The organism is Mesorhizobium montanum (genome assembly GCF_033977145.1).
GTDB lineage: Bacteria > Pseudomonadota > Alphaproteobacteria > Rhizobiales > Rhizobiaceae > Mesorhizobium > Mesorhizobium montanum.
Genome location: NZ_JAVIJF010000001.1, coordinates 236682 through 254811 on the forward strand (window position 1 = coordinate 236682; position 18130 = coordinate 254811).

At 63.7% G+C, this 18130-nt stretch carries 17 protein-coding genes; 8 read left to right on the forward strand and 9 right to left on the reverse strand.

Translation table 11 applies throughout. The annotated features are described in order from the left end of the window. Positions 1 to 29 precede the first annotated feature (29 nt). The 4 genes from ugpC to RFM68_RS01120 form a co-directional block, all read right to left on the reverse strand. A complete protein-coding gene (gene ugpC / locus RFM68_RS01105) occupies positions 30 to 1130 on the reverse strand; it encodes a sn-glycerol-3-phosphate ABC transporter ATP-binding protein UgpC (RefSeq protein ID WP_320230803.1) in 1101 nt (366 codons plus the stop codon). Positions 1131 to 1142: 12 nt separating this feature from the next. Next, the gene (locus tag RFM68_RS01110; protein WP_320230804.1) at positions 1143 to 2057 is read right to left on the reverse strand and encodes an ABC transporter permease subunit; all 915 of its coding nucleotides are present in this window, start codon (positions 2055 to 2057) and stop codon (positions 1143 to 1145) included. 7 nt (positions 2058 to 2064) lie between these two features. Further along, on the reverse strand, positions 2065 to 2949 hold the full coding sequence (locus RFM68_RS01115; RefSeq protein ID WP_320230805.1) for a carbohydrate ABC transporter permease: 885 nt from the start codon (positions 2947 to 2949) through the stop codon (positions 2065 to 2067). Between the two features lie 100 nt (positions 2950 to 3049). Further along, the gene (locus RFM68_RS01120; RefSeq protein ID WP_320230806.1) at positions 3050 to 4402 is read right to left on the reverse strand and encodes an extracellular solute-binding protein; all 1353 of its coding nucleotides are present in this window, start codon (positions 4400 to 4402) and stop codon (positions 3050 to 3052) included. A gap of 252 nt (positions 4403 to 4654) precedes the next feature. Between RFM68_RS01120 and RFM68_RS01125 the strand changes: the two genes are divergently transcribed. Then, positions 4655 to 5695, forward strand: a complete 1041-nt coding sequence (locus RFM68_RS01125; RefSeq protein ID WP_320230807.1) for an endonuclease/exonuclease/phosphatase family protein — start codon at positions 4655 to 4657, stop codon at positions 5693 to 5695. A gap of 31 nt (positions 5696 to 5726) precedes the next feature. Here the strand turns inward: RFM68_RS01125 and tlpA are convergent, their stop codons facing one another. Continuing rightward, entirely contained in the window at positions 5727 to 6410 is a 684-nt protein-coding gene (gene tlpA, locus RFM68_RS01130; RefSeq protein ID WP_320230808.1) for a thiol:disulfide interchange protein TlpA, read from the reverse strand. A 32-nt stretch (positions 6411 to 6442) separates the two neighbouring features. On the opposite strand from tlpA, the gene argH reads away from it, so the two are divergent. The 3 genes from argH (at position 6443) to lysA (ending at position 9449) form a co-directional block, all read left to right on the forward strand. After that, a complete protein-coding gene (argH, locus tag RFM68_RS01135; protein ID WP_320230809.1) occupies positions 6443 to 7843 on the forward strand; it encodes an argininosuccinate lyase in 1401 nt (466 codons plus the stop codon). Between the two features lie 75 nt (positions 7844 to 7918). Then, on the forward strand, positions 7919 to 8125 hold the full coding sequence (locus RFM68_RS01140; protein WP_095767477.1) for a lipoprotein: 207 nt from the start codon (positions 7919 to 7921) through the stop codon (positions 8123 to 8125). Positions 8126 to 8180: 55 nt separating this feature from the next. Then, positions 8181 to 9449: a diaminopimelate decarboxylase gene (lysA, locus tag RFM68_RS01145; RefSeq protein WP_320230810.1), complete on the forward strand. Its 1269-nt coding sequence runs from the start codon at positions 8181 to 8183 to the stop codon at positions 9447 to 9449. A 4-nt stretch (positions 9450 to 9453) separates the two neighbouring features. On the opposite strand, the gene RFM68_RS01150 is transcribed toward lysA, so the two are convergent. Beyond that, positions 9454 to 9756: an ArsR/SmtB family transcription factor gene (locus RFM68_RS01150; protein WP_320230811.1), complete on the reverse strand. Its 303-nt coding sequence runs from the start codon at positions 9754 to 9756 to the stop codon at positions 9454 to 9456. Positions 9757 to 9806: 50 nt separating this feature from the next. Between RFM68_RS01150 and RFM68_RS01155 the strand changes: the two genes are divergently transcribed. Both RFM68_RS01155 and RFM68_RS01160 read left to right on the forward strand, forming a co-directional pair. After that, positions 9807 to 10748 (forward strand): threonine/serine dehydratase, encoded by a 942-nt coding sequence (locus RFM68_RS01155; RefSeq protein ID WP_320230812.1) that lies wholly within the window; start codon positions 9807 to 9809, stop codon positions 10746 to 10748. Between the two features lie 117 nt (positions 10749 to 10865). Then, entirely contained in the window at positions 10866 to 13460 is a 2595-nt protein-coding gene (locus RFM68_RS01160) for a TIGR02302 family protein (RefSeq protein ID WP_320230813.1), read from the forward strand. Positions 13461 to 13576: 116 nt separating this feature from the next. Here the strand turns inward: RFM68_RS01160 and RFM68_RS01165 are convergent, their stop codons facing one another. Further along, positions 13577 to 14449: a LysR substrate-binding domain-containing protein gene (locus RFM68_RS01165; protein ID WP_320230814.1), complete on the reverse strand. Its 873-nt coding sequence runs from the start codon at positions 14447 to 14449 to the stop codon at positions 13577 to 13579. 70 nt (positions 14450 to 14519) lie between these two features. Between RFM68_RS01165 and RFM68_RS01170 the strand changes: the two genes are divergently transcribed. Beyond that, positions 14520 to 15542, forward strand: coding sequence for a permease (locus RFM68_RS01170; RefSeq protein ID WP_320230815.1), 1023 nt, complete (start codon positions 14520 to 14522; stop codon positions 15540 to 15542). Between the two features lie 62 nt (positions 15543 to 15604). Here RFM68_RS01170 and RFM68_RS01175 read toward each other — a convergent pair whose 3' ends face one another. Next, positions 15605 to 16489 (reverse strand): LysR family transcriptional regulator, encoded by an 885-nt coding sequence (locus RFM68_RS01175; RefSeq protein ID WP_320230816.1) that lies wholly within the window; start codon positions 16487 to 16489, stop codon positions 15605 to 15607. A gap of 210 nt (positions 16490 to 16699) precedes the next feature. Here RFM68_RS01175 and RFM68_RS01180 point away from each other — a divergent pair, with 210 nt between their 5' ends. Beyond that, positions 16700 to 17659, forward strand: a complete 960-nt coding sequence (locus tag RFM68_RS01180) for a DMT family transporter (RefSeq protein ID WP_320230817.1) — start codon at positions 16700 to 16702, stop codon at positions 17657 to 17659. Between the two features lie 78 nt (positions 17660 to 17737). Here RFM68_RS01180 and RFM68_RS01185 read toward each other — a convergent pair whose 3' ends face one another. Next, positions 17738 to 18115 (reverse strand): response regulator, encoded by a 378-nt coding sequence (locus RFM68_RS01185; RefSeq protein ID WP_320230818.1) that lies wholly within the window; start codon positions 18113 to 18115, stop codon positions 17738 to 17740. Positions 18116 to 18130: the final 15 nt, after the last annotated feature.

Genomic DNA, 18130 nt, shown 5'->3' on the forward strand with positions numbered 1-18130 from the left:
TTTGTAAAGTCAGCCATGCAAGGAGCGCCTCACAGCGCCGGTTCCGGCACCGAAGCCTTGAACACGTCGAGCCTGCCGCCGGTTTCCGAGGAGAAGAAGTGCAGGTCCGATTCGGCGAACTGCAGGCCGACTGTGCCGCCGGGTTCGGGGTGGACAGTCTCCGACGTCACGATAGAGAACGGCGCGCCGTCGAGATCGACATAGATGACGCGGCCGGCGCCCAACTCCTCGATGAGGTCGACAGTCGCCGCGAGCGCTCCCGGTGTGCCCGTTGCCACCATGCGCACCGCCTCCGGCCGAATGCCGACCGCGACTTTCGAGCCCACGGGAAGGCCCGTGCGCGACACGTTCAGCTTGCGGCTGTCGCCGAGCAATGACAGTCCGTCGAGCGTGACGGTGCCTTCGAGCATGTTCATCGCCGGCGCGCCGACGAAGGTCGCAACGAACCGGCTCGCCGGCCTGCTGTAGACCTCCGCCGGCGTGCCGACCTGCTCGACGCGGCCGCCATTCATCACCACCAGCCGGTCGGCCAGCGTCATCGCCTCGACCTGGTCATGGGTGACGAAGACCGAGGTGGCGCTGAGGCGCCGGTGCAGCTTGCGGATCTCGGAGCGCATCTGCACACGCAGCTTGGCGTCGAGGTTGGAGAGCGGTTCGTCGAAGAGGAACACCTTCGGCTCGCGGATCATGGCGCGGCCCATGGCGACGCGCTGGCGCTGCCCGCCGGACAGCGCCATCGGTTTGCGGTCGAGCAAATGTTCCAGTTCCAGGACCCGCGCCACCGCCTGGATGCGCTGGGCGCGTTCGGCCGACGGAACGCCGGCCACCTTCAACGAATAGCCGATGTTCTGCGCCACGCTCATATGCGGGTAGAGCGCGTAGTTCTGGAACACCATGGCACAGCCGCGTTCGCGCGGCTCGAGCTTGTTGACCACGGTGTTGTCGATCGCGATCGTGCCGTCGGAAATCTCTTCCAGCCCGGCGATCATCCTGAGCAGCGTGGACTTGCCGCAGCCCGATGGCCCCAGGATGACGACGAATTCGCCCGAGGTGAAGTCGAGGTCGACGCCGTGCACGACCTGCATCTTGGCGTAATTCTTCTTGACGCCGCGAATGGTGATGGAGGCCATCTTTCTGTCTCCTTATTTTTCGGTGGCGATCAGGCCGCGCACGAACCAGCGCTGCATCAGCACCACGACGATCAGCGGCGGCAGCATGACGATCAGCGTGCCGGCCATGGCGATGTGCCATTCCGGCGCGCCGCCGACATTGGGTATGAGCTGCTTCAACTCGGTCACCGCCATCGCGTGCGACTGGTCCGTGGTGATGAGCAACGGCCACAGATATTGGTTCCACGCCCACAGGAACATGATGGTGCCGAGCGCCGCCATGTTGTTGCGCGACAGCGGCAAAAGGATATCGACGAAGAAGCGCAGCGCGCCGGCGCCGTCCATGCGCGCGGCCTCGGTCAGTTCGTCCGGCACTGTCAGGAAGAACTGTCGGTAAAGGAACGTGCCGGTGGCGGTGGCGACCAGCGGTAGAATCAGGCCGCTGTAGGAGTTGAGCAGACCCAGGCTGAGCGTGACCCGCACGCCCGACACCTGTTCGATCAGCCATGAAAGGCCGGTCAGGTCCATGATCGCCTGGTAGGGCTCGAGCACGTTGGCGACCACCGCGTAGGTGGGTACGATACGCACTTCGAGCGGCAGCATCAGCGTGATGAAGATCAGCCAGAAGATCAGCATGCGGCCGGGATAGCGGAAGTACACGATCGAGAAAGCAGTCAGCGCCGAGATGATCACTTTCCCCGCCGCAACGCCGAACGCCATGATGAAACTGTTCAGCAGCTTCGGGCCGAGATCGGCGGTCGTCCACGCCGTCTTGATATTGATCCAGAAATCGCTGCCCGGCAGCAGGGACATCGGCACATCGTTGACGTCCTTCAGATTGTGCGAGGCGGCGATCGCCACGATAGCGAACGGCGCGACGCAGAATACAAAGCCGACGAACAGGACGAGGTGCGTGAAGAAGTTCAGGATCGGAGTGCGCTCGACCATATCAGCCTTACCGGTAATGCACGCGCCGCTCGATGAAGCGGAACTGGACGATGGTCAGAGCGACGATGAGCAGCATCAGGATGATGCTCTGTGCGGCAGCGCCCGAATAATCCAGGCCTTTGAAGCCATCGGAATAGATCTTGTAGACCATCAGGTTGGTGGCGTTGGCCGGTCCGCCCGCGGTCATGATGTCGACGATGCCGAAAGAGTCCTGGAAACTCTCGGTGATATTGATGACCAGTAGGAAGAAGATCGTCGGCGTGATCAGTGGGAACTGGATGTCCCAGAAACGCCTAAGGACACCGGAGCCGTCCATGGCCGACGCCTCGATCAGCGAGCGCGGAATGGCCTGGAAGGCGGCCAGCAAGAAGATGAAGTTATAGCCGACATATTTCCAGGAGAAAGCGATGATGATCGAGGCCATCGCATCGGAGCCGTCGAGACCGGGATCCCAGACGCCGGGCCAGACCTGGTTGACGACGGCCATGAAGCCGGCTTCCGGTGCCAGGATGAAGCGGAACGCCAGTGCGAGCGCGGGCGCCGCAATGCCGTAAGGCCAGATCAGCACCACGCGATACAGCCATGAGCCGGCAAGCTGCCGGTCGGTCAAGGCGGCAAGCACAAGCGCGATGAACATCGCCAGACCGGTGCTGATCCCGGCAAAGACAAGGCTGGCGGTGATCGAGTTCCAGTAGTCGGCGCTGGACAGGATCGAGCGGAAATTGTCGAGCCCGACCCAGATGTTGCCGCCGCCCCAGGGCTGTTGCAGCGTCAGCGACCAGTAGACGGCCTGGCCGGCCGGCCAGTAAAAGAAGGTGAAGATCAGGAGAAGCTGCGGCACCGCGAATAGGATGCCGATCGTCCATTTGCCGAAAGTGACGCGTTTTTCCATCGATCCGATGCCGTTGAACCGCCAGTCCGCTTCTCGGTAAACCTAGATGTGAAATGGCCGCCCGTCGATTCTCGGCGGGCGGCCGTTCCAGTATCCGGGATCAGGGCAGGGTCTTACCCGGATAGGTCTGCTGGAAGCGATCGAGGATCGCGTCGCCGTTCTTGACCAGAGTGTCGAGGCCTTGCTGCACGCTGACCTTGTTGGCGAAGATCGCCTGCATCTGCGTGCCGAACTCGGCGCGGATCTGGGTGAAGTTGCCGAGGCGAACGCCGCGGGTGATCTCGTTCGGCTCGGAGGCGGTCAGGCTGGCGATCGCTACCTCACGGCCCTTGTAGGGCGCCTTGTCGTAGAAGCCGCTGGATTTCATGAAATCGAAGCCCGACTTCGTCACCGGGATGTAGCCGGTGTTGGTCGACCAGAACAAAGCGGTCTTGGGGTCGTGGATGAAGTTCAGGAAGGCGGCCGCACCCTTGTATTCGGCGTCGGACTTGCCGGAGAGCACCCACAGCGAGGCGCCGCCGACCAGCGAGTTCTTGCGCTCGGTGCCGGCATAGGCCGGCAGCTCGGCGACGTCCCAGTTCATGCCTTCCTTCTGGGTCTTGCCGACGGTGCCGTGATCGCCGACCGAGGACATGATGACCTGGCAAGTGCCGGTCGCGAAGGACTGCACCATATCCTGGCCGAGATCCTTCGACTTGATCTTGATCAGGCCGGCGTCATACCACTTCTTGAGGTCGGTGACGTACTGGACGAACTTGGTCTTGTTGACTTCGAGGCGGGCATCGAGGCCGTCATAGCCATTGTTCTTGGTGGCGATCGGCTGGTTGTGGATGGCCGAGAACTGCTCCATCAGCTGCCAGCTTTCGTTGGCCGAGATGTTGATCGCCATTGGGCAATCATAGCCGGCGTCCTTAAGCGCCTTGAGGTCGGCGCCGACGTCTTCCCAGGTCTTCGGCGCTTCGGCCTTGCCGATCTTGGCGAACGCGTCCTTGTTCCAGTACATCAGCGCCGTCGAGGAATTGAACGGGAAGGACAGCATCTCGCCTTTCGACGTCGCGTAGTAGCGCGCGATGCCGGGGAAATAGTCGCTGTAGTCGATCTTGTAGCCGTTCTCTTCCATCAGCTTGTCGGCGGGCTTGTAGGCGCCCGACAGCATCATGGTGGCGGTGCCGACGTCATAGACCTGGACGACGGTCGGCTGCTTGCCGGCGCGGAAGGCGGCGATCGTGTTCTGCAGCGTGGCGTCGTAATTGCCCTGGCTGGTGCACACGACCTCATAGTCGGCCTGCGAGGCGTTGAAGTTCTTGCACAGCGTGTCGACGACGCGGGCAAGATCGCCCGACAGACCGAACCAGAAATCGAATTTAACCGGCTCTGCAAAAGCAGGAACCGCAAGCGCGGTGCTGAGCGCGCCGGCGGCAAGGGCAGCGAAGCCCCGCTTGATGATCGTCATGGTTTTTCCCTCTTGAGTGGCAGTGTGACAAGGGTTTTGCGCAAGTCCTTGCCCGCTCTCATAGAGAAGGTATGTGACAGTTCTGTTGTGGCCCTGGACCGGTAGGCGAGCCCCTGTGGACAGCCCGTCTCTCCTCCCCTGATAGCGGTCGCGCCGGCATGAAAACGTCACATCGGCGCTCTAGGAAGCTAGAGCGCCTCGAAGCGTCGAAAAGACCTTCCGTGATTAACCGCTAACTGGATGGGAAGACACATGCTGGTCCCGCAGCTCACACACGTCCCTGTCACCGAACGCAACGCGATGCGGGACGGGCCACGCGACAGCGCCACCCATCTGCGCCACGCGGCCGCTATTCCCGCCCTTGGCGAGATAGAGATCGGCGGCAAGGCGTCGCGTGAGGGCGCCGGCGAGAGCTTGACCGTCATGGCTTGGAACGTCGAGCGGCTCCGTCATGTCGATGCCATCGCCGAAACGATCGCCGGCCAGGCGCCGGACATCGTGCTTTTGTCCGAGGTCGACAAGGGCATGGCGCGCTCCGGTAACGGCCATTTGCTGAGCCGGCTTGCCGATCGTCTAAGCCATTCCTTCGCCTATGGCGTCGAATTCCTGGAACTCGGCACCGGCAATGAAACGGAGCAGGCGGCAAATGGCGGCGCCGGGAACGCCGAGGGCTTCCACGGCAATGCCATAACCAGCGCCGTCCCGCTGTTGCGGCCTTTTCTCGTTCGCCTCGATGCCGCCGGCGCCTGGTTCCTGCCGGAGCACGGCCAGCCGCGCATCGGCGGCCGCATGGCGCTCGGCGGCCAGGTGTTGGCCGGCGACCGCCGGGTCACCGTCGTTTCGGTGCATCTTGAAAACCGCACCGATCCCGCCGGCCGTGCCGACCAGACACGCCACCTGCTCGACGCCATCGACAAATATGACGCGGACGCGCCGGTCCTGATCGGCGGCGACTTCAACACGCTGACCGCCACTTATCCGGAGCGTAATGACGACCCGGCCGCGTGGCTGAAGCGCATTGCCGCCGAACCCGACCGGCTGATGCGCCCCGACCGCCACGAGCCGCTCTTCGCGATCATGGCCGGGCGAGGCTACGACTGGCGCGACGCCAATGCGTTTGACAAGCCGACGCAGCGGCGCGCGGCCGGCGACTTGACGCCCGCCGGCCATATCGACTGGTTCTTCACCCGCGGCCTTGCGGCAAGCGCGCCGGCGACGCTGCCGGCGGTGTTGCCGGACGGCGGCCCGAGCGCCGACCACGAGGCGCTGGTGGTAACGGTGCGGGTGAAGTGACGGTTCTTCCGGATCGACAAGAACCCGGTGGTCAGGGTCCAAGCGCCGCTTCCACCAGCCGCTTGGCGTCAGGGCTCGACCATTCGGCCGGGCCGTTCATATGCGCGATCAGGCAGCCATCCGCATCGATCAGCATGGTGACCGGAAGCCCGAGCGCCAGCCCGCGCGTCTTGGCCTCGTTGAACAGGGCAATCGTCGGATCCCGGTAATAGCCGAGCGTCTCGACGCCGATATCCTTGAGGAACTTCTTCGGCTTCGTATCGTCGCCGGTGTCGACATTGACCGCCACGACCTCGAAGGCGTTGCTGCCCTTTTCTTTCTGCAGCGCATCGAGCGCCGGCATCTCGGCGCGGCACGGCGCGCACCATGTCGCCCACAGATTGAGCAGCACCGTCTTGCCGGCGTGGTCCGCGATCGTCATCGGTTTGCCGTCGGGGCCGTTGAAGGCCAGGTTTTTCAGAGATTGCGGCGGATCGGCCGGCTGCAGCGCCGCGACCTGGCCGACGGCTTTCGCGGCGATCTGCTTGGCCCGTGCGGCCTTCGGGGCGCAGGCGGCATCGTCCTTGCCGGCGACCGCGGCGGCCTTCTCCGGAGCATTGTTGCCAGAACCGCTCTCGCTGACATATACCGCGACCGCGCCGGCCAGCACGCCCGCCACCAGGGCGGCGAGGATGAGGCGCGTAGCCGGAAAGAAGAACCTTTTGCCGTCTGCCATTTCAAAACTGCTCCGGAGCACGGGTTATAGCGATGAGCGACAAGAAGGCCAGCAACCAGATGTGGGGCGGACGTTTTGCCTCGGGTCCGGCCGCGATCATGGAAGCCATCAACGCGTCGATCGGCTTCGACCGCAAACTCTATGCGCAAGACATAAGCGGATCGATCGCCCATAGCGAGATGTTGGCTGAAACGGGCATTATTTCGGCGGCCGATCAAGAAAAAATCGCTCACGGGCTGAACACGATTCTGAAAGAGATCGAGGCCGGCACATTCGAATTCTCGACCAAGCTGGAAGACATCCACATGAATGTCGAGGCCCGCCTTGCCGACCTGATCGGTTCGGCGGCGGGCCGCCTGCACACCGCCCGCTCTCGCAACGACCAGGTGGCGGTCGATCTCAGGCTCTGGGTCAAGCAAGAATGCCAGCGCGTCGCCCAGGCGCTGAAGGGCCTGATCGCCGCGTTCCTCGAACGCGCCGGGGAGCATGCCGCGACCGTCATGCCCGGCTTCACGCATATGCAGGCCGCGCAGCCGGTGACCTTCGGCCACCATTGCATGGCCTATGTCGAGATGTTCGGCCGCGACCTGTCGCGCGTCCATGACGCCATCGCGCGCATGGATGAAAGCCCGCTTGGCGCGGCGGCCCTTGCCGGCACCAGCTTCGGCATCGACCGCCACATGACGGCGAAGGCGCTCGGTTTCCGCGAGCCGACGCGCAATTCCCTGGACAGCGTTTCGGACCGCGACTTCGCGCTCGAATTTTTAAGCCTTGCCGCGATCTGCGCGACGCATCTGTCCAGGCTCGCCGAGGAGATCATCATCTGGTCGACGCCGCAATTCGGCTTCATCCGCCTGTCGGACTCGTTTTCCACCGGCTCCTCGATCATGCCGCAGAAGAAGAATCCGGACGCCGCGGAGCTGGTGCGCGGCAAGACCGGCCGCGTCAACGGCCATCTCGTCGGGCTTTTGACGGTGATGAAGGGCATGCCGCTGACCTATGGCAAGGACATGCAGGAAGACAAGGAAGCGGTCTTCGACGCCGCCGAGACACTCGACCTGATGCTGGCGGCGACGACCGGCATGGTCCGCGACATGACCGTGAACGCCGCCGCCATGAAGAAGGCCGCCGGGGCCGGTCACGCCACCGCGACCGACCTTGCCGACTGGCTGGTGCGCAATCTCGGCCTTCCGTTCCGCGAAGCCCATCATGTCACCGGCCGTGCGGTGGCGCTCGCCGAGGAGAAGAAGGTCGGGTTGGAGAAGCTCTCGCTGGAGGACCTGCATTCGATCCATCCCGGCGTCACCGACGATATCTTCTCGGTGCTTGCCGTGCAGAATTCGGTGAAGAGCCGCACAAGCTTCGGCGGCACCGCGCCGTCGGAAGTGCGAAAGCAGATCCGCTACTGGAAAAAGCGGCTCGCCAAGGCTTAAATTGCCGGGATGCAATGCGCCGAAAACTCGGCTAAAAGCGGCGGCACAAGAAAACAGCTTCGAACGGATGGATCGATGACCCGTAGCAGGATTTTGGTGACGCTCGCGCTGCTGGCGGCGGTTGTCACCGTCACGGCCTGCGGCAGGAAGACTGGGCTCGACACCCCATATGAGGCGGCGGAGCAGGCGCGCAAGGATGCAGAACGCGCCAAGCAGCCGGTGCCGCCCGAGCCGGAGAAACCGGTCAAGGACAGGAAGTTCATCCTCGATCCCTTGCTCTAGAGTTTGATGAGATCACTCGATCTCATCGTGCTCCAACTTTCCGGAACCAATCCTCGTGAACCATTTCGATTACCGCGACGGCGTGCTCCATGCCGAGGACGTCGCGATCCCCGATATCGCAGCCGAGGTCGGCACGCCCTTCTATTGCTATTCGACGGCGACACTGACCCGGCATTTCCGTGTCTTCAGGCAAGCTTTCTCCGGCCTCGACGCGCTGGTTTGCTACGCCATGAAGGCGAACTCAAACCAGGCCGTGCTGAGGACGCTGGCCAAGCAAGGCGCAGGCGCCGACGTAGTCTCGGAAGGCGAACTGCGCCGCGCCTTGGCCGCCGGCATCCCGGCCGACAAGATCTTGTTTTCCGGCGTCGGCAAGACCGCGCGCGAGATGGACTTCGCGCTTGCCGCCGGCATTCTCTGCTTCAACGTCGAATCCGAGCCGGAACTGGAATTGCTGTCGGCGCGTGCCGTGGCGCTCGGCAAGGTGGCGCCTGTCTCGCTGCGCATCAATCCGGATGTCGACGCCAGGACCCACAAGAAGATCTCGACCGGCAAGGCCGAGAACAAGTTCGGCATTCCATGGCAGCGCGCGCGGCAGGTCTATGCCCGCGCGGCCGAATTGCCGGGCGTCAGGGTGACCGGCATCGACACCCATATCGGCAGCCAGATCACCGAACTGCAGCCGTTCGACGATGCCTTTGCGCTGCTTGTCGAGCTGGTGGGGGCGCTGCGCGCCGACGGACATGCGATCGAGCATGTCGATCTCGGCGGCGGCCTCGGCATTCCCTACCGCGTCGACAACAATCCGCCGCCGCTGCCCGATGCCTATGCCGAGATCGTCAGGAAGCATGTTGCCAAGCTCGGTCTCAAGGTGATGTTCGAGCCCGGCCGCCTGATCGTCGGCAATGCCGGCATCCTGGTGTCGCAGGTCATCTATGTGAAGGAAGGCGACGCGAAGAACTTCCTTGTCGTCGACGCCGCCATGAACGACCTGATCCGGCCGACGCTCTATGACGCCTTCCATGATATCAGACCGGTGGTGCAGCAGCCCTCCTCCACGCCGCGCATGAAGGTCGACGTCGTCGGCCCGGTCTGCGAGACCGGTGACTTCATCGGCCTCGACCGCGACCTGCCGAAGCTGAAGGCGGGCGACCTGATCGCCGTTTCCACTGCCGGCGCCTACGGCGCCGTGCAGGCCGGCACCTACAACACCAGGCTCCTGGTGCCCGAGGTTCTGGTCGACGGCGACCGCTCCCATGTCGTACGGCCGCGCCAGACCTATGAAGACCTGATCGGGCTCGATTCGATCCCCGACTGGCTGAAGTAGCTCGCTAGATCTTCTGCTGGATCAGCGCCTTGGCTTCGGCTATCCGCCCCTCGTCGCGGCGATAGAAGATCCATTGCTTGGTGCGCTTGGTGCTGAGCAAGCCGGCCTGGGTCAACACGCGCATGTGCTCGCTGAGCGTCGCCTGGGTGATGCCGAGCTTTTCGGCGATCAGCAGCGCGCAGACGCCGTCCTCGACCAGGTCGCCATCGGCCTGGGGCGGAAAATGCGAGCGCGGATCCTTAAGCCAATCGAGGATTTGCAGCCTGCGCTCACTGGCGATCGCCTTGAAGATGTCGACCTCTTGCATTTAGCCATTTTGCTAAGTTACTAATTGAAGTCAATCCCGAGGAGCAGGCCATGTTGAACACCCGAACGATCACGCGCGAACGCATCGCCGCTGTCGAACCGCGCATCCGCCAGTATGTGCGCCACACGCCGGTGATGCGCGTCGACATGGCGGATTTCGGCTGTCCCGCCTTCGCGGTCGACCTGAAGCTCGAATGCCTGCAGCATTCCGGCTCCTTCAAGGCGCGCGGCGCCTTCACCAACCTGCTCGAGCGCCAGGTGCCCGAGGCCGGCGTGGTCGCCGCATCCGGCGGCAACCACGGTGCCGCCGTCGCTTACGCCGCCATGAAGCTCGGGCACATGGCCACCATCTTCGTACCCGAGGTCAGCCCGTCGGCGAAGCTCGCGCGCATACGCGGCTACGGCGCGGAGTTGGTGGTCGGCGGCGCGCGCTATGCCGAAGCGCTGGCCGCCAGCGAGGAATTCGCGGCCAGGACCGGCGCCCTGCAGGTCCACGCCTTCAACCAGGAGGAAACGCTGCTCGGCCAGGGCACGCTCGGCTTGGAGATCGAAGCGGACCTGCCCGAAATCGACACGCTGCTGGTCGCCGTCGGCGGCGGCGGGCTGATCGGCGGCATCGCCGCCTGGTTTGCTGGCCGCATCCGCATCGTCGCCATCGAGCCCGAGGGTGCGCCGACGCTTTACCGCGCCCTGGAGGCAGGTCGGCCGGTCGATGCGCCCGCCGAAGGCATTGCCGCCGATTCGCTGGCGCCGAAGCGCGTCGGCGAAATGATGTTTCCGATCGCCGAGGCCTTCGTCGAGCGCTCGATCCTGGTCAGCGACGACGACATCGTCGCGGCGCAGAAGGCGCTGTGGGACCGGGTGCGAATCATCGCCGAGCCGGGCGGCGCCGCGGCCTTCGCCGCCATGCTTTCCGGACGCTATGTGCCTGCCGACGGCGAGCGCGTGGCGGTCCTGATCTGCGGCTCCAACACGAATCCCGCCAATTTCTGATCATAACCCGGCCAAACCGCTTCACGTTTTTGGAACCCGCCTCGCCTTTGCCGTGTTTGTTGCTATCCTTCTGGTAACGATGACGTCCGGGCTATTGTGCCCGGGCAGGAAGGGCCGATGACGCAACGACCCATTTCCAGCGGCGAACGCGGCCTGGCCTCGCGCTTGGCGCTCAGCCGGTTGGCGACGCGGATCTCGATGATCTTCGAGCGCGGCTGGCCGCTCGTGCTGCCGCTGCTGGTCGTCGTAAGCCTATTCCTCAGCCTTTCGTGGTTGGGCCTGTTCCCGCGCCTGCCGGACGCGGCACGCATCGGCTTTCTGGTCCTGTTCGCGCTGGCGGCGATCGCGGCGCTCTATCCGCTTCGCTTCTTCCGCATACCGTCGGCGGCCGAGGTCGACAGGCGTATCGAGGCGGCGAACGAATTGCTGCACAGCCCGGTGCAGGTGCAGGCCGACCGGCCGGTCGGCGCCGAGAGCATCTTTTCGCAGGCGTTGTGGCGCGAGCACCAGAAGCGCATGGCCGAGCGGCTTTCGAGCCTCGGCGCCGACCGGCCGCGTACTGGCGTGCCGGACCACGACCGCTGGGGGCTGCGCGCCGTGGCGGCGCTGCTGTTCGTCACCGCCCTGGCCTTCTCCTTCGGGCCCTTTGGCGGCAGGATCAGCGACGGTTTCGTTGCCCGCGCCACGCGCGATGCCGTGCCGCCGCGCATCGACGCCTGGGTGACGCCGCCCGCCTATACCGGCAAGGCGCCGCTGTTCCTGACGGCCGATGCCAACCAGGCCGTCCAGACCTTCTCCGTGCCGCAAGGCAGTGACGTTTCGCTGCGTGTCACCGGCGGTTCAGGCGAGGAAACTCTGAGCTATGCCGGTGCCGACGGCAATGCCCGCGCCATCGAGCCCACAGCACCGAAAGGGCCTGCGCCCGCCGCCAGCCAGACCGCGCCCAAAGTGCGCCAGTTCTCCGGCAAGCTGAACACCAACGGCACGCTGACGCTGAAATCCGACGAAAGCGATCTCGGCCACTGGGCCTTTGCCGTCATTCCCGACAAGCCGCCGACGATCCGCTTCGTCGGCGAACCGAAGCGCGCCGTCAACGGCGCCATCGAGCTCAACTACGAGATCGCCGACGACTACGGCGCCGCCTCCGCCAAGGCCGTTTTCGAGCTGTCGGATCCGCCGGCGGCCAATGCGCATCCGCTCTATGGCCCGCCCGACATGCCGTTGACGCTGCCGCGCCGCGGCGGCAAGACGAACGCGGCCAAGACGACCAAGGACCTGACCGAACATGTCTGGGCCGGCAGCAACATCAAGCTGACGCTCACGGCTACGGACGACGCCGGCCACACGGCGACCACCGACACCAGGACGCTTGCGATGCCGGAGCGGCCCTTCGCCAATCCGCTGGCCCGCGCGGTGATCGAACAGCGCCGGCTGCTGGCGCTCGATACCAATGCCAAGCCACGCGTTCTCGACCTGGTCGACGCGATCACGCTGCGCCCCGAGGACACGTTCGACAATATGTCGAACTACCTCGCCATCATGAGCGCCAGGAGCCGGCTGAAGCTTTCCGAGAGCGACGACCAGCTGCGCAACGTGGTGTCCTATCTGTGGGAAATCGCGCTCGGCATCGAGGAAGGCAATCTGTCGGCCGCCGAGCGGCGGCTGCGCCAGGCGCAGCAGGCGTTGCAGGACGCCATCAAGAACGGCGCCAGCGATCAGGAGATCGAAAAGGCGATGAAGGAACTGCGCGAGGCGATGAACCAGTTCCTGCAGGAATTCGCCCAGCGCGCGCAGCAGAACCCGAACGCGCCGCAGATGCAGCAGAACGGCCGCGAGCTGCGCCAAAGCGATATCGACCGCATGATGGACCAGATCGAGAACCTGGCCAAATCGGGTGATCGCGACAAGGCCCAGCAGCTCCTCTCCGAACTGCAGGACATGATGAATAACCTGCAGGCCGGCCGCCAGCAGCCGGGCGGCGAGCAGGACAGCGAGATGCGCCAGCAGATGGACAAGCTCGGCGATATCATGCGCCGCCAGCAGGAGATGATGAACGACACCTTCCGCCTGGACCAGATGCAGCGCGGCCAGCGTGGCGAGGGCGGCGAGCAGCAGCAGCTTGGCGAGGATGGCGAACAGGGTCAGTCCGGCGACCAGCAGCAGCGGCCCGGCCCCGGCCAGGATCGCGATCCGTTGGGACGGCCGAAAATGTCGCCGAAGGACCTCGCCGATGCGCTGAAGCAGTTGCAGGAAGGCCAGGGTCAGCTGCAGAGCGAGCTCGACAAGCTGAAGAAGGGCCTTGAAGGTCTCGGCATGCAACCCAATGAGGGCTTCGGCGAGGCCGGCAAATCGATGGGCGATGCCGAACAATCGCTTGGCCAAGGCGACGGTGACCAGGCGGTCGGCCACCAAGGCCGCGCGCTGGAGGCGCTGCGCCGCGGCGCCAAGGACATGATGAAGCAGATGCAAGCCATGCAGGGCGACCAGGGCGGCAGCGAGCAGGGCGGCCGCCAGCAGGGCGCCGACCGCGATCCCCTCGGACGGCCCCGCGCCACCAATGGCCCGGATGACGGCACCTCGGTCAAGGTTCCCGACGAGATCGACGTGCAGCGCGCCCGCCAGATCCTCGACGCGATCCGCAAGCGGCTTGGCAACGCGCTGAGCCCCGACATCGAGCGCAGCTATCTCGAACGGCTGCTGGAGCTCAAATAGAGGTCACCCACTCCGTTTTCGACGATCGCAACGGCCGTGCCAAGGTCCGTTTTAGGCCGCAACGACTGAACCACGCTGGCGAACAAGGCGATCTTTCGCCGCCGCGACCGAACAGGCTAACTTCTCTCAAACGCCCGTGAGATGATCGCTGCCAATTTGTCGGCTAGCCGTCGAGGGGCTTTCGGTGAGCCACTGAGCACCAGATGCGTTTCGCCTAGCTGCGGCAGCTTATCATCCGCCAACGCCCTAATACGATCTGTCAGCGTGCTTTGCGGCAGTACCCCGATCGCGACACCCGCGGCGATAGCAGCTCGAACCCCCGAAACGCTCTGACTGCTGCAAACGACATGATAGTCCAGTCCGGATTTCCGAAGGAGGTCGAGACAGCGCTCCCTCCACCAGCAAGCCTTGTCGAACAGCGCCACCGGCAGGGGTCGTCGGGCCTCGACATTGTGGAACGCAGAGCCAGCCCACACGGCACGCTCACTATGAACAACGACGTCGTCTTTGGAGACGCTCTCAGGTGAGTGCAGAGCAAGATCCAGTTCGCCAGCAGCAAGCGCATGCGGAAACTCCATGCTCGAACTGCAGCGCACGAAAATTCGAGCCGTGGCCTCTTCGCCCGTGAAGGTGGCCAGAATAGACGGTAGAATCGTGTCGCCATATTCCTCGGGTATACCGAGGCGGACCTCTTCCTCAACTGGCGCGCCCCGCAGATCGGCTACCACTTGATTCAGCATTTCGACAACATCGCGGGCGACGGGCAGCAACCGCTCGCCGACAGCAGTCATGGCAACCCCGCGGCCATGCCTTTCGAATACGCGCTGTCCGATAGCACTCTCCAGCTTCTGCACTTGGAGGCTGACAGCGGACTGCGTTCGGAACAGCCGAGCCGCGCCGCCGCTAAGACTCCCTGCCTTGGCAACAGTGAGGAACGTGCGCAGCAGTTCACTGTCCAACTGAGTGCTTTTGCCATCGTCAATGCTCATGGCTGATATTTAAGCTATTCGTTTCACATATGGAAGCTCGCAATGTATGGATGGCACAAAAGGTGATGCCATGATTGTCGCGCTCCCAAGGCTTCAAGGAAAGCAACTCATCTGGGCGACCGCTGCTGTTCTGGCAGTTGTTGCCGCTCTCACGTGGCCGCAACGGACATACGAGACGCTCCATTTTGTCCTGCAAAGCTTCATGGACGTCTCGTTGATTATTGCAATTGGGCTAATCATCTCCGCATGGGTTGCGGCCAGTGGCGCGGCGACCATTACTGCGCGATGGTTCAGGGGACGCCCTGTCGCAACTGTTTTGATCGCCTCGGGAATCGGCACCGTGACACCTGTGTGTGGCGTAACGGTGCTGCCGTTAACGACCGGGCTTCTTGCATCCGGCCTTCCACTTGCGCCGATCATGGCATTTTGGCTTTCCTCGCCTATCACCGGTCCCACAATGCTGACCGCGACGTGGGCGCTGCTCGGCCCTGGATTCGCAATCGGAAAGATGCTTGCGGCTTTTGCGCTGGGGGTCTTTTCCGGCGCGATGACAGCTCTGCTTGCACGTACGCAGATGGTCCAAAACCCGTTACGGGCGCGAAGAATTATGACGAATGGACCGTGTGGCACGTGCATGCAAACGGATCCATCTTTCCGCATCTGGCGAGACCGCGCGCGTATGCGTGCATTTGGAGAAAATCTCATTTCCACCACGCGAGCCGTCGTGGTCTGTTTGACATTCGCCTTTTCGGCTGAGTTCCTGCTGCGGGACCTTCTGCCGTCTCATCTCCTCACAGCCTATATCGGCGAAGACTCTCCCGGTGCTATCCCGCTTGCGGTGCTGATCGGCGCACCAATGTATCTGGATGGTCTTGCGGCACTGCCTTTGGTTCGAGGTTTACTTGATCTCGGCATGTCACCCGGTGCGGCAATGGCGCTCCTCGTTTCAGGCGGCGCGGTGAGTATTTGGGGCGTCATGGCTGTGGCTTTGGTCCTTAGGCCGTCAACCATCGCCCTGTTCGTCGCGCTCGCGGTTTCGGGTTCATTGATCATTGGCTATGTCTTCCAAGCGCTCTGGAGGCTTTCTTTGTGAGCATGGACTGCCTCCTGAAGCCTCAAGGCGAGGCCACCCCGCCGATTGAGCATGTCGCGACGTTAAAGGCCGACCGTCGTGCTCGCCTGCCTGGTCAGCATGAAAGCCTCGCGGATGGCGTTCTCCATGCCGTCGATCGCTTCGCCGGTCGCCAGCGGATTGCGGTGCAGCACGACGTTTGAGGAATCGATGTCGCCGAAGCCGTCGGCAACGGTCAACTCGCGGCAATCGGGCGGGATGTTGCTGCGCGAGATCGGCGCGATCGCCAAACCGGAAGTGACCGCGAGTGTCAGACCGCCATTGGTGTCGCTGGTGTAGGCGACGCGGTAGCCGAGACCGCGCTTCTGCAGCGACTTGATGGCGAAGTCGCGGCACCAGCCATTGCGGCTGTAGAGCGCGATCGGCACCGGCCGTTCCTCATGCATGAGGTGCAGCGTCGACGTCACCCATACCGTTGGGTCGTGCATCAGCACCTCGCCACCGGAAAAGCCTTCCCATTCGAACACCACGGCGAGATCGAGCTCGCCGGCCGCAAGCGCCCTCACCTGCGAATCCGAATGCGCGTAGCGCACCGTGACCTCGACGCGCGGATGGCGCTTGGCGAATTCGCCCAGCGCCCGCGACAGGATCGAGCGGCCGTACTCGGCAGGGATGCCGATGCGTACCAGCCCGCCGAGTGGCGGCGCCACCAGCGAGGCCGCCGTCTCGTCGAGAAGCGAGACGATTCGGCGCGCATTGGCGATCAACTCGCTACCGCGCCGCGTCAGCGCCACGCCGCGTGAGCCGCGCTCGAACAGGTCGTCGCCGACCATGTCCTCCAGCTTCTTCATCTGCATGGACACGGCCGACTGGGTGCGCCCGGCTTTCTCCGCCGCGCGTGTGAAATTGCCTGTTTCTGCGACCGCGACGAAGGTGCGCAGGAGATCGCTGTCGAGCATGGGCTTCATGGGTGCCGCCATAAGAAATTCTGATTGCTGGCATCATTCCAATTCGTTTGCAACATGTCAAACGCCGCACGATAGTCGCCATACCCATTGGATATGCGGTTGCGAAATCGGCCGCGGACCCAATCGAAGAGTCCTCACTCGATACCCGCTGCCTGAAAATGGTAGCGGGTTCTTTTTACCGGGAAGGCGGCTCGCGGGGGGCCGATACTGATGCAGAACCGGATGGTGCTTGGCATTCTGAGCCTCTGCCTCGGCGTGCTGGTTTTTTCGCTGCAGGATCCGCTGGTGAAAGCGGTTTCGGGTGGCTATCCGGTGACCGAGGTGATGGCGATCCGCGCCATCGTCGCGCTGCCGATCCTGATCATCATCGTCCAGGCCGATGTCGGCCTGAAGACGGTGCTGTCGAAGCGCTTCGGCATGCTGACGCTGCGCGCCTTCATCCAGTTCTCGTCCTACACGGTCTACTACCTTGCGATCGCCGCTTTGCCGCTGGCCGACGCGGTGGCGCTCTATTTCATGGCGCCGCTGTTCATCATGGCGATGGCCGGCCCCTATCTCGGCGAGCGCGTCTCGTGGAAAACGCTGGCGACGGTGCTGATCGGGCTGGTCGGCGTGCTTGTGATGGTGCGTCCCGGCGCCGGAGTGTTCGATTGGGCGGCGCTGCTGTCGCTGGGCTCGGCCTTCCTCTACGGCTTTTCACAGTTGATGGCGCGCCGCATCGGCGACACCGAATCATCGACGGTGATGGCCTTCTACCAGAACGGCGCCTATCTCAGCGGCGCCATTGCCGTTGCGACCGTCTTTCACCTTGCCGGCATCACCCATGCAGCGCATCCGAGCGTGGAGTTCCTGGTGCGGCCATGGGTGTGGCCGACGATGCCGGATTTCCTGAAAATGGCCGCCTGCGGTTTCGTCGCCTCCGCCGGCATGATCCTGTTGTCGCAGGCCTACCGGATGGCGCCGGCCAACCGCGTCGCCACGTTCGAATATACCGGCATCCTGTGGTCGCCGCTGTGGGGCTTCCTGTTCTTCGCCGAAGTGCCGCGTGAAACGACCGTTCTGGGCGCGGCGCTGATCATCGGTGCCGGCCTGCTTGCGCTCAACGGCGAACGCCGGCGAGGCACTGCGGCCGCGGTTACGGCCGGTACGGTCTCAGGCGAAGCAGCTTAGAGCAATTCCAGGAAAAGTGCGCAGCGGTTTTCCGTCCGGAATTGCGTAAAAACAAGGAGTTAGAGCAGGGTAGCGATTCTAACAAACGCTGAACTGCTCTAACGCCCGACCGACGCGGGTGCGGATCTCGGCGAGCGTGAACGGCTTCTGCACGACATCGAGGATGATGCCGTTGAGCTCCTCGGCGCGTTCGCGCTGGTCGGCATAGCCGGTCATCAGCATGATCTTCATCGTCGGGAACTCTCTCGCCGCCGCTGTCGCCATCTCGATGCCGTCCATCTCCGGCATGCGGATGTCGGACACCACCAGATCGTAGCTGCCAAGGGCTTGGCGGATCCTATCCAGTCCCTGCGCGCCGTCGGTGGCGATGGTGACGTTATGGCCGTCGCGCTCGAGCGCGCGAGCGGCGAGTGTGCGGACGGACTCATCGTCCTCGACGATCAGAAGCTTTGCCATGCCGAGATAGATGCC

Bases quoted from the DNA above. Each gene is read 5' to 3' on its own strand.
- ugpC (WP_320230803.1), bottom strand. From the start codon at position 1,130: ATGGCCTCCATCACCATTCGCGGCGTCAAGAAGAATTACGCCAAGATG.
- RFM68_RS01110 (WP_320230804.1), bottom strand. From the start codon at position 2,057: ATGGTCGAGCGCACTCCGATCCTGAACTTCTTCACGCACCTCGTCCTG.
- RFM68_RS01115 (WP_320230805.1), bottom strand. From the start codon at position 2,949: ATGGAAAAACGCGTCACTTTCGGCAAATGGACGATCGGCATCCTATTC.
- RFM68_RS01120 (WP_320230806.1), bottom strand. From the start codon at position 4,402: ATGACGATCATCAAGCGGGGCTTCGCTGCCCTTGCCGCCGGCGCGCTC.
- RFM68_RS01125 (WP_320230807.1), top strand. From the start codon at position 4,655: ATGCTGGTCCCGCAGCTCACACACGTCCCTGTCACCGAACGCAACGCG.
- tlpA (WP_320230808.1), bottom strand. From the start codon at position 6,410: ATGGCAGACGGCAAAAGGTTCTTCTTTCCGGCTACGCGCCTCATCCTC.
- argH (WP_320230809.1), top strand. From the start codon at position 6,443: ATGAGCGACAAGAAGGCCAGCAACCAGATGTGGGGCGGACGTTTTGCC.
- RFM68_RS01140 (WP_095767477.1), top strand. From the start codon at position 7,919: ATGACCCGTAGCAGGATTTTGGTGACGCTCGCGCTGCTGGCGGCGGTT.
- RFM68_RS01150 (WP_320230811.1), bottom strand. From the start codon at position 9,756: ATGCAAGAGGTCGACATCTTCAAGGCGATCGCCAGTGAGCGCAGGCTG.
- RFM68_RS01155 (WP_320230812.1), top strand. From the start codon at position 9,807: ATGTTGAACACCCGAACGATCACGCGCGAACGCATCGCCGCTGTCGAA.
- RFM68_RS01160 (WP_320230813.1), top strand. From the start codon at position 10,866: ATGACGCAACGACCCATTTCCAGCGGCGAACGCGGCCTGGCCTCGCGC.
- RFM68_RS01165 (WP_320230814.1), bottom strand. From the start codon at position 14,449: ATGAGCATTGACGATGGCAAAAGCACTCAGTTGGACAGTGAACTGCTG.
- RFM68_RS01170 (WP_320230815.1), top strand. From the start codon at position 14,520: ATGATTGTCGCGCTCCCAAGGCTTCAAGGAAAGCAACTCATCTGGGCG.
- RFM68_RS01175 (WP_320230816.1), bottom strand. From the start codon at position 16,489: ATGAAGCCCATGCTCGACAGCGATCTCCTGCGCACCTTCGTCGCGGTC.
- RFM68_RS01180 (WP_320230817.1), top strand. From the start codon at position 16,700: ATGCAGAACCGGATGGTGCTTGGCATTCTGAGCCTCTGCCTCGGCGTG.
- RFM68_RS01185 (WP_320230818.1), bottom strand. From the start codon at position 18,115: ATGGCAAAGCTTCTGATCGTCGAGGACGATGAGTCCGTCCGCACACTC.